Origin of the sequence: Brevibacillus sp. HB2.2, from assembly GCF_013284275.1 — a bacterium.
In the GTDB taxonomy this organism is placed as follows: Bacteria; Bacillota; Bacilli; order Brevibacillales; family Brevibacillaceae; genus Brevibacillus; species Brevibacillus brevis_D.
The window spans coordinates 97,931-113,251 of the sequence record NZ_JABSUV010000011.1; the positions used below are offsets into that span (position 1 = coordinate 97,931).

At 48.2% G+C, this 15,321-nt stretch carries 14 protein-coding genes and 1 other annotated feature; of the genes, 1 reads left to right on the top strand and 13 read right to left on the bottom strand.

Annotation, left to right across the window (positions count from 1 at the left end):
* Nucleotides 1-41 precede the first annotated feature (41 nt).
* From HP401_RS10360 to HP401_RS10375, 4 genes are all read right to left on the bottom strand, one after another.
* Nucleotides 42-2,714 carry a valine--tRNA ligase gene (locus HP401_RS10360; protein WP_012685543.1) on the bottom strand — a complete coding sequence of 891 codons (2,673 nt, stop codon included), beginning with the start codon at nt 2,712-2,714 and terminating at the stop codon, nt 42-44.
* A 57-nt stretch (nt 2,715-2,771) separates the two neighbouring features.
* Nucleotides 2,772-3,013, bottom strand: a binding site (T-box leader).
* A 58-nt stretch (nt 3,014-3,071) separates the two neighbouring features.
* On the bottom strand, nt 3,072-3,398 hold the full coding sequence (locus tag HP401_RS10365) for an STAS domain-containing protein (protein WP_007726674.1): 327 nt from the start codon (nt 3,396-3,398) through the stop codon (nt 3,072-3,074).
* Nucleotides 3,399-3,505: 107 nt separating this feature from the next.
* Nucleotides 3,506-4,744, bottom strand: coding sequence for an ATP-binding protein (locus HP401_RS10370; protein WP_173604949.1), 1,239 nt, complete (start codon nt 4,742-4,744; stop codon nt 3,506-3,508).
* A gap of 27 nt (nt 4,745-4,771) precedes the next feature.
* Entirely contained in the window at nt 4,772-5,974 is a 1,203-nt protein-coding gene (locus tag HP401_RS10375; protein ID WP_173604950.1) for a PP2C family protein-serine/threonine phosphatase, read from the bottom strand.
* 250 nt (nt 5,975-6,224) lie between these two features.
* Between HP401_RS10375 and HP401_RS10380 the strand changes: the two genes are divergently transcribed.
* Entirely contained in the window at nt 6,225-6,407 is a 183-nt protein-coding gene (locus HP401_RS10380) for a hypothetical protein (protein ID WP_026133903.1), read from the top strand.
* A gap of 38 nt (nt 6,408-6,445) precedes the next feature.
* On the opposite strand, the gene HP401_RS10385 is transcribed toward HP401_RS10380, so the two are convergent.
* The 9 genes from HP401_RS10385 to HP401_RS10425 form a co-directional block, all read right to left on the bottom strand.
* Nucleotides 6,446-7,441 carry a protein kinase family protein gene (locus tag HP401_RS10385; protein WP_016739176.1) on the bottom strand — a complete coding sequence of 332 codons (996 nt, stop codon included), beginning with the start codon at nt 7,439-7,441 and terminating at the stop codon, nt 6,446-6,448.
* Nucleotides 7,428-8,426 carry a phosphotransferase gene (locus tag HP401_RS10390; RefSeq protein WP_012685538.1) on the bottom strand — a complete coding sequence of 333 codons (999 nt, stop codon included), beginning with the start codon at nt 8,424-8,426 and terminating at the stop codon, nt 7,428-7,430. Before HP401_RS10390 ends, HP401_RS10385 begins: the two co-directional genes overlap by 14 nt.
* Nucleotides 8,427-8,440: 14 nt before the next feature.
* Nucleotides 8,441-9,955, bottom strand: a complete 1,515-nt coding sequence (locus HP401_RS10395) for a LysM peptidoglycan-binding domain-containing protein (RefSeq protein ID WP_173604951.1) — start codon at nt 9,953-9,955, stop codon at nt 8,441-8,443.
* Nucleotides 9,956-10,050: 95 nt separating this feature from the next.
* Nucleotides 10,051-11,460: a protoporphyrinogen oxidase gene (gene hemY, locus HP401_RS10400; RefSeq protein WP_173604952.1), complete on the bottom strand. Its 1,410-nt coding sequence runs from the start codon at nt 11,458-11,460 to the stop codon at nt 10,051-10,053.
* 12 nt (nt 11,461-11,472) lie between these two features.
* Complete coding sequence (gene hemH, locus HP401_RS10405) at nt 11,473-12,405, bottom strand: ferrochelatase (RefSeq protein WP_173604953.1); 933 nt, start codon at nt 12,403-12,405, stop codon at nt 11,473-11,475.
* Nucleotides 12,406-12,422: 17 nt separating this feature from the next.
* Entirely contained in the window at nt 12,423-13,460 is a 1,038-nt protein-coding gene (hemE, locus tag HP401_RS10410; protein ID WP_012685534.1) for a uroporphyrinogen decarboxylase, read from the bottom strand.
* Between the two features lie 138 nt (nt 13,461-13,598).
* On the bottom strand, nt 13,599-14,447 hold the full coding sequence (locus HP401_RS10415; RefSeq protein WP_173604954.1) for a DUF4097 family beta strand repeat-containing protein: 849 nt from the start codon (nt 14,445-14,447) through the stop codon (nt 13,599-13,601).
* A 1-nt stretch (nt 14,448) separates the two neighbouring features.
* Nucleotides 14,449-15,000 (bottom strand): HAAS signaling domain-containing protein, encoded by a 552-nt coding sequence (locus HP401_RS10420; protein ID WP_012685532.1) that lies wholly within the window; start codon nt 14,998-15,000, stop codon nt 14,449-14,451.
* Nucleotides 14,987-15,316: a PadR family transcriptional regulator gene (locus HP401_RS10425; RefSeq protein ID WP_012685531.1), complete on the bottom strand. Its 330-nt coding sequence runs from the start codon at nt 15,314-15,316 to the stop codon at nt 14,987-14,989. The genes HP401_RS10420 and HP401_RS10425 overlap by 14 nt, the downstream gene beginning before the upstream one ends.
* Between the last annotated feature and the right edge of the window lie 5 nt (nt 15,317-15,321).

A 15,321-nucleotide genomic window follows, 5' to 3' on the forward strand; every position in this document is an offset into this window, starting at 1 on the left:
CACAATGCTCCATTCTCAAAAATATGCGATGGTATGGCGGATCATTCGCCCTTCAATTCAGCAAGTCGTGCAATCACCTTATCCCGCTTATCCATGTAGTCTGCCATCTTCGCTTTTTCCTCTTCGACCACTTTTTCAGGTGCCTTGGCCATAAATCCAGCATTGTTAAGCTTTTTCTCAATGCGCTCCACTTCGCCGTTGAGTGTCGCCACTTCTTTTTCCAGGCGCTTCAGCTCTTGCTCGATATCGATCAAGCCCGCCAGTGGAAGGAACAGTTCTGCTCCCGTGATCACGGAAGACATCGCTTTATCAGGCGTAGCCAGATCCAGGCTGATTTCCAGACGCTCAGGGTTGCAGAAACGAGTGAGATACTGCTCACCGCGTGTCAGTCGCTCAGCGGACAGTGCATCGCTTGGCTTGATCAAGAGCTCAATTTTCTTGGACATCGGTACGTTTACTTCAGCGCGGATGTTGCGTACGCTGCGGATGATATCCATCAACTGGTTCATTTCGCTTTCTGCTTCAGCAAACATCCATTGCTCGTTAACGGTTGGCCAAGGTGCTACTGTGATGCTCTCGCCTTGGTGCGGCAATGCCTGCCAAATTTCTTCCGTGATGAACGGCATGAACGGATGCAGCAGCTTGAGCGTTTGATCCAGAACCGTTACCAGAACGGATTGGGTGGTTTTCTTCGCCGCTTCATCGGTACCGTACAATGGCAGCTTCGCCATCTCGATATACCAGTCACACAGGTCATCCCAAATGAAGTTGTAAAGCACACGGCCAGATTCACCGAATTCAAATGCATCAGACAGACGGGTTACATCTGCAATTGTTGCTTGCAGGCGGGAGAGAATCCATTTGTCTGGTGTAGACAACTCACCGCTCAAATCGATTTCCTCGTATTTAAAGTCAGTCAGGTTCATCAAGGCAAAACGGGACGCGTTCCAAATCTTGTTTGCGAAGTTGCGGTTTGCCTCCACCTTTTCCCAATAGAAGCGCTGGTCATTCCCTGGAGAGTTCCCGGTCGCCAGTGTGTATCGCAGTGCGTCCGCTCCGTACTTCTCGATTACTTCCATCGGATCGACACCGTTGCCGAGTGATTTGGACATTTTGCGGCCTTCGGAGTCGCGAATAATGCCGTGGATCAAAACGGATTCAAACGGACTTTTCCCGGTAAATTCAAGACCTGAAAACATCATACGAGCTACCCAGAAGAAGATGATATCGTAGCCTGTTACCAGGACATTCGTTGGATAGAAGTACTTCATGTCCTCGGATTCTTCTGGCCAGCCCAGCGTCGAGAACGGCCACAGACCAGAGGAGAACCATGTATCGAGAACGTCGTTGTCCTGCTCCAGCTTGTGGCTGTGGCAGCTTGGGCACTCAGTCACATCCGCGCGAGATACAATCGTTTCGTTACAATCTCCGCAATACCATGCAGGAATTCGGTGACCCCACCAAAGCTGACGGGAGATGCACCAGTCACGGATGTTTTCAATCCAACGCAGGTAGTTCGTCTTGAAACGCTCTGGGACAAACTTCACACTCTCAGGGCTATTTGCATTAGCCAGTGCTTCGTCAGCCAATGGCTGCATTTTTACGAACCATTGGGTAGAAAGGTATGGTTCTACGACTGCATCGCTGCGCTCACTATGTCCAACCTGATGAATATGCTCCTCAACCTTGAACATAACGCCTTGCTCCGTCAAGTCTTTGATGATTTGCTTGCGGCATGCAAAGCGATCCAAGCCTTTGTAGATACCGGCCAGTTCGTTCATCGTGCCTGTCTCATCCATGACAACGATTTGTGGCAACTGATGACGAAGACCCAATTCAAAGTCATTCGGATCGTGTGCTGGCGTAATTTTTACAGCGCCAGACCCAAACTCAGGATCAACGTAGTCATCTGCTACGATTGGAATTTCGCGTCCTACGATTGGCAAAATCACGGTTTTGCCGATCATGTCCTTGTAACGCTCATCTTCCGGATGTACCGCTACAGCCGTATCACCTAGCATCGTTTCAGGACGGGTTGTAGCTACTTCGATATAACCAGTGCCATCCGCCAATGGGTAACGCATGTGATGCAGCGCACCTTTTACTTCCTTGTAGATTACTTCAATATCGGACAAAGCCGTGCGAGCAGCAGGGTCCCAGTTAATGATGCGATTGCCGCGATAGATCAAACCTTTTTCGTACAAGCGAACAAATACTTCGCGTACAGCTTGGGACAAGCCCTCATCCATGGTAAAACGCTCGCGGGAGTAATCCAGAGCAAGACCGAGTTTTTCCCACTGTTCACGAATATGAGAAGCGTAAATGTGCTTCCACTCCCATACCTTTTCCACGAATTTTTCGCGGCCCAGGTCATGACGAGAGATGCCTTCTTCTCGCAAGGTAGCCTCTACACGCGCTTGTGTTGCGATACCGGCGTGGTCCATACCTGGCAAGAACAAGGCGCTGTAGCCTTGCATACGCTTGGTACGCGTAATGATATCTTGCAAAGTCGTATCCAGTGCGTGGCCCAAATGCAATTTACCAGTAACGTTCGGCGGTGGAATAACAATCGTAAACGGACGTTTATTCGGGTCACGTTCTGCCTTGAAAAATTGTTTTTCGATCCAATACGGATACCATTTGTTCTCTGCTGCTTTTGGATCATAGTTTTTCGGCAGCAATTGGTCGATGTCGGTTGTTGGCTGTGTAGACATGTACGACTCCTCCTATTAGCATGGCTTGCTTTGCAAAAAATAAAAAAACCCTTCATCGCAAAGGACGAAAGGATTATTTTCGCGGTACCACCTTTGTTAACACACGATAAACGTCATGCTTATGGCGTGTTCACTCTGACAAGATAACGGTTGCGAACCGGTCTCGGCTAGGCACATGCTTTCACCGAAAAAACTCCTGGGCGACCTTCAGCCATTCATGACCTTAGAGAATCTCGCAGCTACTGATTCTCCTCTCTGCCAAGGCGTCCTGACTTACTCTTCCCACTCATCGTTCATATCGTATGTAGTTGTCTTATTGTTAGCTTTCACTATTATATACAATCACGCTGTTTGGCGTCAAACCCGGGTTTCGCCCACTTTTCCAACTGCAATGCCCAGTGCTTCGGTAAAACCGAGAACGCCCAAAATATCGAGAATTTCTTCTCGGACATTGACGATTTCTACCTGCTTGCCCATGGCCAACAGTTCTTTCGTGGTAAAAAACAGGCTTCCAATACCGGAAGAATCTACAAAGGAGACACCTTGAAAATCGACAGTAACGGATTGATTTCGCCCTCCATACTGCTGGAGCAATTCACCCACTCGATCTCCTACAGCCATGTCCAACTCTCCGACGAAAAACAATGTAGCTTGTCCGTTCGCCTCTGTTGCGCGGTAGTCCATGCTCAAACTCCTCTCAATAGGTATCGGTACACCCAATCTGCTCGTCCTTTTACTATATTACCCATTTTCATTCACTTGCAAACATTTGGCTTTTTGGAAATCGTTGCTTAACGCGAAAGGTTACATTCTAAAATAAGCTTTGTACCCGCCAGCGAACTGCTCAAATATACACGATCACAGTATTGCAGGATCACGTGAAATCCGGCCCCTAGCGAGTGGCGTGTAGAAAATCCTTGCTGTAAGGTAGCACGCGGAATATCCTCGAGCAAAATTCCTTGGCCTTCATCATGGATCACAGCCCGGCACATCTGCCTGTCGTTCGACAAGTATAACGTGACCACACCGCCATTTCCGTGCTTCAACGTATTCGAAGCAGCTTCGTTGACCGCAACGAGAAACTGCAGCAAACGTTTATCAGAAATGCCTTGTGGTTCCAAGGCCTGCTTGAACAATTTACGCAGTTCTGCAAGCTGCTCCGGTAAACGGATATCGATCGCCAGGAGCTTATGCCCTTCCCGAAGCAAGAAAAATAATTCTTCATCACTAAGCAACAACAGCTTACCTTCTGTGACCACACCCAGAATATCTTTGTAGATCTCCCATTCCCGTCTTTTGCGTTTTCGTTCTTCTGCAATGACGGCGGTGACATCAATCAAGGCGATTCCACAGGTCCGATCTGGCAATACAGATGTGTATAAATCAAACACCTTTGTACCATCCGAGGTGACAATTTGCTCCCTCACAGGTCCGCCCGTTCCAGCCGCCTCTTCGACCAGTCGTTGCATTTCTCGCTCTACTTCCGCACTTGCACGAGCGTCACCCAGCGGACGCACTTCCCCTTCATCGTAAAGATAGAGGAAAATGGTCTCGATCTGACGCAATATCGATAGCTTTTGAATCTCTTGTTTGATTAATCGCCCCCGCTCGTCGTCTCGATCCTTCCAATGTAACAAGACGTCTGTAGGGTCCAATTCGCCACTCATGTGCCACGTGTGAAATTCTTCCAGAAGCAATCGCTCCAGGACATCTTCCCGTCGCAAAACCTTTTCGATATCGATAATGTGGTAAGGATCACCTGCTATACCACGCAATCCGCTACCGATAATTCGGAAATCATAGGCGAGCTCTATTTCTATGCGTCCGTGCAAATCATGATCAGAACTGCTTAACCCAATGGTCGTCCGACTCACTGCTACCAGCTTCGCCTGGTACGATTCCATCGTTGCTAGGTTCGTCACCTTAACAGTGCGGGGCGGAACGACTTTATTCGCTGCACCGCCAGAACGTAGCGCGACAAGGCAATTATCACAAGTGGGATTGTCCGGACAACGCTCACACAAAATCACAGTTCATCCTCCTATTCACTGACGCAACTACACGAGGGCTATACTCTCTTCAGGCTCAAATTGAAGAATCAACACAGAAATATCATCCGTTTGTTGTCGCTGCTGTGTGATCTCCATTAAGTAGGACTCAACTCGATCCATCGACTCCTGCTTATTGTCACCAGGCATATGTAATAAGGAGGTTAGTTCTTCTAGACAATGCCTGCTTCCTCGAAACACATCTTTTCTCCCTGTATCAATCAAACCATCTGTGTAGAGTAATAGCATACCCTCTTCTTCTAAGGGTACCTCCTCCATTTGGTACGTGCTATCGGGCGAAAGCCCTAGGCCTACCCCACCCCTGCAGGCTAATACGGTTGGATTCGATTTGGACAAATAAAAAGGCTGTGGATGTCCTGCCCTGCTAAATCGAATTTTGTGTTCAACCTCATCATAGACAGCAACCAGCATCGTAATGTAAGAACGGGTTTTCACCAAATCTGCATAAAGCAACTGATTGAGTCTTTCCAAAATCTCATCCGGCAAATAGCTAGACTGCAACACCTGCCGCACAGCAATCCTAATCCCCGTTGCCCAAATACTGGCCAAAAAACCGTGACCAGACACATCCGCAATGATAAAACAAGTGTAGCGATCATTAATTTGTCGATAATCGATGTAATCTCCGCCGACATAATCGACTGGTACGTAAACCGTTCTTGTTCGCAAACTGGTCAACTGTAATTCTTCTGTGGGAATGAGCATCGACTGCATGCGTCTAGCCAGCTTCCTCTCCATCTCAATTTCTCGCTGTCCTGATGACTGGTCCTGTTGACATCTGAGAATCAACGCCCGGATGTTTACAAGGAGCAGCCCATAAAAAGATTTCTCCAGTTCCTTTAGCTCACGGTCGTTGACATTACTCTGCGCGAACAAACGGACATAACGCGGTGTTTGAGCGGTATCACACTGTTCCGAGACAACAATGCGCTCCTCTACTTCGCGCTGCACTTTTGCGCTCTCTTTGTCCCCACGCTCGATTCGAAAATAGACAACACCTAAAGCCGATTCAAACGAGATCGACAGGAAGCAGGGCTTGTCCATTTTCACGAACCACGTATCGACTAACTCTTCTATAAATGGCATGAGACTCTCGTAATTGACCTGGCGCTTGCTTTGCTCATTGCTGGTCATCACCAGATACTCATAATTTTGTTTCAATTCCATTAGTTTGACCAATTGATGATTCATCCCTGGGCCACTCCCATACACACTTTAGCATAATTCTTTCTTTCGGGAATTGCGCAAAGGGTTTTGGCAATTTTCAAAAACATTATGATCACCTTTATTCGTTTCGTCCTAGCCTTCCTGCCCTACACCTTCCCTTTTCAGGCGCCATTCAAACCACTATCTGCTTTCCACGAAAATGTTTTAGGCGTTTGTTCAAGGTTGTAGACACTGTCCAAAGTTAACGCGCATATGCTGGAATGAGGTGATTGTGATGAATTTTCGTTGGAAGTATAACCCCACGTATTTACGGATCAAATACGGATGCAAACAGGTGCTCTTTCCGCTGTTGGTTTTTCAGTTTGTCCGAACGGTTGTGTTTCCTACCTCTTTTGATGTCATCCTTCTTGGTTTGCTGGCCATGCTCTATGTTGCCATCTCTCTTGAATGGTTATAAAAAGAAAAACAACGCCCCACGCGGTGAGACGTTGCTCATTAAAAGGCTTGCTGGACCCAACGATGCAGGCGCATCAGGCGGTCCATATCTTTTTCAAAACGTTGGACAGCGTAAAGCTCGCTCCACTCGCGGGGATGATGATAGTAAATATCCAGGTCTCTCATGATCCTCTCCGGATAGGACAGAAACGAAGCCATCAGTTCAATTTCTTCCGGTTGCAGCGGAAATATCTCGGCGTAGCGATGGAATAGTTGAGAAGCCCCAACCTCATCCCCCGCCATTTGAAAATAAGTACGATAAAATAGCGTCAAATCGCGTACTGGTGTATCAAAACTGGCACGATCAAAATTAAGCAGCCGTCCTTTTCCCGATCGATCTGGTACAACATGCTCTGGATTCGGGTTACCATGGATCAGCGATAAGCGAAAATGAGCATGTGTCTCATGACGTTCTCGCCAATCGGTCAATAAGTCTGTCGCTGTTTGGGCCATTTCCTCAATAAACTCCTTATTTGCCAAAAACACCAGATCAAAAGGGGAAGGGTATTTGCGCTCCTGCGCAAGAGTTGCCGCCTTATTCATTTGTTCTTGCCAATATTGCCAGCGGTTCAGCAAGGAGTCGACAAGCGGCTCTACCTGTCTAGGGTCATCGTAGCGATAGTTTTGTGTCAAATGATGAAGCTCCGCCAAACGTTCCAAGGCGGGGGGCGCCCAAGACAAGGGTTGCTCGGCCCATTCCTCACTCCCTGGCTGCCAGGGGGTTACATAATAGGCAGTGCTACCCTGTTGAACAAAAGGATCATCGTATTTCGTATACGTAAAAGGAACAGCCCCATCCCATCCGCGGTGCTGCAATTGGCGCAGCATATCGCTGACGAAAACAAGACGTTGCGCGGGTACTTGCGCTCGTTTGCATACGAAGGAGCCGTAGGGAGTCGTCGCCTTAAATACATTTGGCTCCTTTAAAACGTCAATGCTCTGGGCATACATGTCATACTCTTTGAACAAAGGAGCAATGTCATCATACCGACTCATAGACTCCCTCCCTCCTCGAACGCTCGGCCCGCTCTGCAATATGTCGAAGTAGCAAGTCAACAGATTGTTGGCTCTGCAAGGCGTGCTCAATACCAGCGATCGACGCTTCTTGATTCAGTGATACACGTTTCACGTAGGATTCGATACCCCTGTACAGTTCACGGGGACGAGCCATAAAGGCTAGTATCAACGAATAATTTCCATAGGTAAGGGGCTTGATTTCTTCATAGCCGTCAAAAAAAGCGTCTATCTGCTTCAAATCCTTATGGGTTAAAAAATGATCGCGCAAAAAGGTGGCAACGTCGCGTTGCTGGACTGATATGACCGGTCTGAAGAAGCCTCTCAAGTACAGCTTCCCGTTTATCAATCCCCAGTTATTACGCAAAAGGTCCCGATGGGATACAGCGACTGCCTCCGTGGTAATTCGCTCATGGGCCAACATCGTAGCGGAACGGTCCATTCTTTGCAGCATAGGGGTCATGAGTTCCGAAACCCAACGATTTTCCTTAGAATTCCTCTCATATTTGGCTCGAAATGATTCGACCAGCTCTTTGGCACGTCTTCCTTTTTCTTCTACTTGCTGCTTTTCCTGCTTGAGCAAATCACTTCCGGACAGTAAAGGACTCTCCTGCTGAGACTGATGCATCATCGCGATCACCCGTCCGCATTGCCTCGCAGTGTCCTGGCCAGGCTGATAGTCTTCGATTTGTCTGTGGTGGTCCGTCATGGTAACACCGCGTTTGCCCAAAATCAAAAATGGCTTGGTGTCTCTCGTCCGAATAAACCGCTCCACTTCTCGAAACCCCTGACGAGCCAGTCGTTCGCGCCAGGCAAACGACCAGCGCATCACATCTACACGCGGCCAAACGTGGAGTTCTTTGGGGCCCCGGTTTGTCTCCAATAAATAGCAATCATCAAGGGGCGTAATTCGGATTACGCGGGCTCGATATTGCTGGCAAACCTCGGAGAGATCAATTTTATCCACGGTCCCCCACTCCTCTATTGTGGGATGTACAGAATCTGCCCTGCTACGAGCTGCTCAGAAGTTAATCGGTTTACTTCCACGATTTTGGAAACTGGCAAGGAGTATCGCTGTGAAATATGCTCTAACGTCTCATCGCGCTGAATAATGCACATTTTCAGCTGACTGGAGCGCTCTTCTTTTTTCCGGACAAACGATGTGAGATTTTGCATGGCCTCCACCGTAGAAGGGCTGGCATTCGCCGCAGACCCATATCGTGAAGAGCTAGATGAAGATTCCGCCTCCTGCGCCATCGCTTCCTGCTTGGCACGACTCGCTTGAGAGAAGATGGAAGTAATGTTCACGCTACTTTTTTCTTCCTTGGAGGGTTTCCCTGAAATCGCCACTCGTACTTCTACATCTTCCGCGGCAGCCTCTGGTTCTGCAACGACTGCTTCTGCAACTACTGCTTCTGCAACTACTGCTTCTGCTTCTTGCTCAGGTTCTGGCTCAGATACTATACTAGCCTCCACCGCTTCTTGCACAGCTTCCTGTGACTCTGCTTCTACTGATGAGCCAGTAGGTTCATTAGAAACTGGTTGGTATCCGATTACCTGTTGATCGTGTAGAGCCAGTATTGGCTCCTCATGTCCTTGATCTTTTTCGGCTATTTCTCTCATTTGTTCTTGCTCATCTGCCAATACCGGCAGCTCAGAATAGGAGTCAGAAGAATCGTACGAAGCAGTTTGTTGGGAATCGAAGTCATACGAAATCGGAGCAGTCTCCCAAGATTCTGGTGGATCGGGCTGAGCCACTTCCAATACATCCCCATATTGCTCGTAGTATTCATCTTCATTGGATTGAGCAATAGCCGGGGTATCGAACATGGAAGGAGATTCGGTTGATTCATAGGATGCTGGCAATGCCTGCCGCTCCAATTCCTCCTCCAGCGCACTCAGCTTTTGATCAATGTCATCGAGGGACGTCTGCTCCGTATATTCTTGCCCATCTTCCCCAGCAGCAAAGGTGTATTCCCATGCTTCTTGGTCTGGACCGGCAGCCTGCGTTTCGATCTGCTCTGCTTGTTCATTTCGATTTCCAAGGACTATCCCTAAAATCTTCAGATCGGCATCGATTAGCATTTGATGTGGTGATTCCAGTTTGTAGTCAAAGCTGTCCACAATCGCGTAGATGTCGCCGATCTCCGTAATCCGATCCAATGGAATGGTGATATTCAACGGAATGCGATGACCGATCTGTTCCTCCCAGCCATAAAAGGCTTGATCCGATGCTTCCTGGCGAAAGGGAGTAAAAGTCATGGCTTCAACCAGCGATTCTCCTTCGCCGCCTGTCGCTTCTGCGGCTTCCCTGATTGGCTCGTACTTCCCTACTAATTGCAAGCAACCCGTGATCGAGATGTAGGAGTCGTTTTCCAGCACCTCCACATCTGGAACCAATTCCAGCTCTTGCAATTCACCTATTCCAGCTCTATCGGATGAGAGGAAAATGGTCTCCTTGATGGCAAAAGAGAGTTGCCCATCCTGTAATGCCATTCGTGCTCCTCCTTTCAAGTGCAGGACATTTCCCTATACTATATGGACAGGACGAGCCGTTTAGCACCGAAAAAAAAAGGAAAAACCGGGGTTATCTATCTCCCCGGTTTTACTGACGCTATCCATTCTGCTATTGCTTTTTTCCCCTGATCAATACAATCTGGTACACCTACGCCACTGTACGACGCACCTGCCACGATAACACCAGGGAGTTTTTCTTTTAATTGATTGTTCACATCCTGCACCCAAGCCTGATGTCCAACAACATATGGAATGGCATTTTGCAAGCGTGATACGTTATAAAAATCCGGCTCTGCTCGAATCGTCATGATCTTGCGCAGATCGCGGAGGACAACCTCCAGAATTTCCTCGTCCGTCTGCTCCATGAAGGATTGCTCTTCTGCTCTCCCTACAAAGCTACGCAGCAAGGCTTTGTTTTTCGGCGTCGTATGCGGCCATTTGCGATGCGCCCACGTACATGCCGTAATTTTTGCGCCAGAATTCCGCGGTACAATAAATCCTGTCCCTTCCATCCCTAAATCAATGGCTGACTCTGGAAAAGCCATCGCGATGGTTGCCACCATATGCGGCTTCGCTTGTGGCAAGGTAGGAACTTGTACATACGGACGGAACAATGGCTCTGCCACAGCATGTGGTACGGTAAACAGCACCGTATCCGTCTCAACCGTTTCTCCATTCTTCAATACCAAGGTGTACTTCCCATCTGGCCGTTTCACCAGTTCTTTGACACCAGTATTCTTCGAGATGACTTCTTCAGGCAAGCTCTTCTCGATTGCCTCAACAAAAGACTGCAAGCCGTTTTTCAACGTCAGGAAGATGCCTTTTGGCTTTCCCTGCGTTTTTGCTTGTGGGCGAGAATGCTTCATCGCCACGATCAAGCTGCGATGCTGCTCTTCCATTTTAGCGAATTGAGGAAAACTCGCAAGCAAGCTAAGATTGTCGAGATCCCCGGAGTAGACACCGGACAATAAGGGCGCTATAAGATTATCAATAACTTCATTACCTAGCCTACGCCGAAAAAAGTCACCCACAGAGATATCGCCGTCTCCTTTTGAGGCAGGAAGAACGAGATCCAAAGCAGCACGAAGCTTGCCCGGCCAAGAAATGAGATCGGTCGTGACAAAAGGCATGACCTTTGTCGGTACACCCATGACCGCTCCTTCTGGTATAGCCTTTAGGCGATCCTGATGCCAAATATAAGCTTGGCCTGTACTGTTGCGAACGAGATCATCCCCAAGCCCCAAGTCCACTGCCAGCTCAGCTGCGCTTGTTTTCCGCTCGAGAAACGAATCGGGACCTTGCTCAATGACAAATCCTTCGTGACGCCATGTCTTGATTTTCCCACCAAGTCGTCCCTGCTCTTCAAGCAGTCGAAAACGGATGGGCAAGCCTTTTGCTTCGATTTCCTTTTGTAAGTAAAAAGCAGCGGCCAACCCTGTTATGCCGCCGCCTATAATTGTAATATGATAGGTATTATCGCTCATATGATCGATCCCCTAATTCGCCAGCTTCTTTCCGACTGCATCAGCCAGACAGGAAATGAACGCAGGTCTGGCGTTAGGCATCGCTGGACGATAGTAATGTACCCCTAGCTCATCTGTAACCGCTTTGCATTCCACATCATTATCAAACAGAACTTCTAAATGCTCCGCAACAAATCCGACCGGACAGTAAACAAATACTTGGTAGCCCTTTGCTTCGTACAGCTCTCTGGTCAAATCCTGTACATCTGGTCCCAACCACGGATCAGGTGTATTTCCTGCGCTTTGCCATCCGATTGCATAGGAAGTGACCCCTGCTTGCTCGGCAATGAGCTTTGCTGTCTCTTCCAGTTGCATTGGGTACGGATCACCTGACTTCAAGATTTTTTCTGGCAGGCTGTGAGCGGAGAAGATTACGACTGCTTGTCCACGCTCTTCATCCGTCATCGCGGCAAACGTCGCTTGAATAGCGTCTGCCCAATATCCGATGAATCCTGGTTCCAGATACCAGCTCTCAATGCTGTGGATGACAGGTCCGCCAATCGCAGCGGAATGCTCTTGTGCTCGTCCATTGTATTCTTTGACGCTGTAGCTGGAATAATGAGGCGCCAGAACAAGACTGATCGCTTCCGTAATTCCATCGCGTTTCATTTGCTCTACTGCGTCTTCGACAAACGGAGCGATATGCTTCAAGCCAAGGTACCCTACAAATTCACGGTCTGGGTAGCGTTTGTTCATTTCCTGCTCGAGCGCGCGCACCTGCTCATCCGTAATGTCTGCAAATCGATTCAATCCATCTACAGCCTCGTAACGCGCCATCAAATCATCGAGCAGTTCTTGTGGTGGCTTACGACCACGGCGAATGTGCGTATAGTATGGTTCAATCTGTTCAGGACTGCGTGGCGTTCCATACGCCATTAACAAGAGTCCGATCTTCTGCTTTGACATGTAAGCGCCCCTCCTGATTAGATGTCCCTTTTGTAACGATGGATGAACTTCGTGAGTTGTTGCAGCGTTTCTACTTTAGCGTCTGGGAATACACCGTGTCCCAGATTGAAAATGAAGCCTGGCTGTTTTGTGCCCTCATCCAAAATTTCCTTCGCCTTTGCTTCGAGCTTCTCCCACGGGGCCAGTAGCAGCGTTGGGTCCAAATTGCCTTGCAGCGTCTTCGTCACACCCATTTCACGAGCAGTTGTAATCGAAGTACGCCAGTCCAGACCAACCACATCAACAGGCAAGCGGTTCCAATCCATCAAAAGATGACCAGCGCCGATACCAAAATAGATCGTTGGCACACCAGTATCTTTTAGTGCGTTGAAGATACGGGTCATAACTGGTGTAATGTACTCGCGGTAATCTTCGTCATTCAATGCACCGACCCACGAATCAAATACTTGAACAGCTTGCGCACCTGCTTTAATTTGCGCTTTGAGGTAGGTAATCGTCATATCGCCCAATTTTTCCATCAGCGCCTGCCAAGCAACTGGCTCGGTATACATGAATGCTTTTGTCTTATGATAGTGCTTGGAAGGGCCGCCTTCGATCAAATAGCTAGCCAGTGTAAATGGTGCTCCTGCGAAACCGATTAATGGAACAGATAATTGCTGACGCAAGATCTTAATGGATTCAAGTATGTACGGCACATGTGTTTCCGGATCGAGCTCAAGCAGACGCTCAACATCCTTCAAGGATTCGATTGGGTTTGCGATTACAGGACCAATCCCCGATTCGATATTCACATCTACGCCAATCGGTTTTAGTGGCGTCATGATGTCTGCAAACAAGATTGCAGCGTCAACACCCAGTTGCTCAACGGGCAGACGTGTCACTTCCGCACAAACTTCCGGTATGTAATTCATTTCAAAAAAGCTATGCTTCGCGCGGATGGCGCGGTATTCTGGCTGATAACGCCCCGCCTGACGCATGTACCAAACCGGAACATGCTCTGTCGCTTCACCGCGACATGCTTTCAAAAACGTATCGTTAAAAGTTTTTGCGGTCATGAATAAACCTCGCTTTGCACAATTATGTTTCCTTCAATATGATACCATTCGTCATTCGACAAGGAATGTCTCTTTTGTGTCAAAATCTTTTCGTTTCTTCCGTTTCCAATCCTATCCATCAGTGTTTCCAAACTTCTCCTATTGAATGCGAACATCCCCAGTAGAACTTCGTACAGTCATTTTGGGTCCACCTGCTCCAATCGATGCCTTCACTCTGTATTCCTCGTCTTTTTCATAGGTAAGGTTCGACCAGGTGGTTTCGATGGAACCTGTATCTGTCGTCACATCCAGCTGTGCTGCAGTAGGCTCCTTGGCTACCGTCACTCGAATATCCCCCGTATCCGTTCGGATGGAAACGTCATGGGTCAGCTCTGGCATTGTCAGTTTATCAATCTCGCCAGTAGAGCTTACAATGGCAACGGCCGAGCGAACATTCGCCAAATTGATATCTCCTGTAGCTGTCTGGACATCAAGCGCTTCTCCTTCATAACCCGACACGTTCACATCTCCATTGCCGGTGGATATTTTCGTGTTCTTTGCATGCAGCATTCCACTCTTGATATCCCCTGTCATCGTTTCAAGCTGGACGTTTTCATACACCTTTTCCGGCAGGAAGAGCTCCAGCTTTACCTTCCCATTGCGAGGATAAAACATATTGACGTGAGGGCGTTCACGCAGTTCTACGAGCAGCGTACCATCTGGTGAGATTACACTCCGAAACTCCAGTCGCTCCTGTTGTTGTTCGGATACTTCCCCGACCATCCGTACGCTCGCTTTTGGTTGCTTGCTTGCCAAGATTTCCACATCAGACGCTTCCGTCCGCACCTCAATCGCTTTAACCTCTTGTTCGATCACGCGCTCTTCATTCACTTGTTTTAACGAAAAGGAGAAATTTTCTTGCTTCGTAAAGAGCCAGATGATTCCACATACACCGATGATGAATAAAAGAAGACTTATGCCAAAGAGTCTTTTCCCTAAATTTCGCATCTTATTTCCCCCTGATCATCTTCACGTTGAACTGGAGATAACGCAAAAACTGGCGATACAGCCATTTTGTCAATCGCAGCAAGCCGATGGCAAGCATACCGCCCAAGCCTACGGAAACCATGCTGGAGAACAACAAGAAAAGGCGCTCTTGAGAGGGAGCAGGAATCCCGTAATCCAGGAATATTCCGACTGGCGCGACCAATAATGCCGCAGTCATCGCATACAACCCCATCAGTATACCGATCAGACCTAGAAATGGCCCCAAAACAAAGACGAGATTGAAAAAACCCAAGCTGATCGTCGCGACAATCGCTCTCGTCATATTCCCTACCGATGCGGTGGACTGAGCTTGATCAATTCGGTAGCCAGCCAAAAGCTCGCGTGCCACTAGCTTCGGACTTCCCAATCCTTCCGCTATTTCGTGCTCCGTCTTCCCTTGATTCATACCCGAGAGAAAATGCTCTGTATAATCGGCAAGGATGTCTAAGCGTTCTTTATCGGGCAAAGCGCTAAGTAATGCATTTAACTCATCCATAAACTCACGCCTTGTCATATCCGAGTCCCTCCTCTATGATCTCATTTACCCCGCGGTTAAATATTCGCCACTCCAAGATAAGGTCATTCATGTATTGACGTCCGCGATTTGTCAGCTGGTAATATTTCCGTGGGGGTCCCTCTTGTGATTCCGCCAAATAGGTCGTAAAAAATCCTTCCTGGGTCAATCGGCGAAGCAAGGGATACACCGTTCCTTCAGAGATATGGAATTTTTCAGAGATGCTCGCAACTAGTTCGTATCCGTATCTGTCCTGCTTAGCTGTCAAGACGAGAACACACAGCTCCAGAACCCCTTTTTTAAACTGTACGTTCATCAACA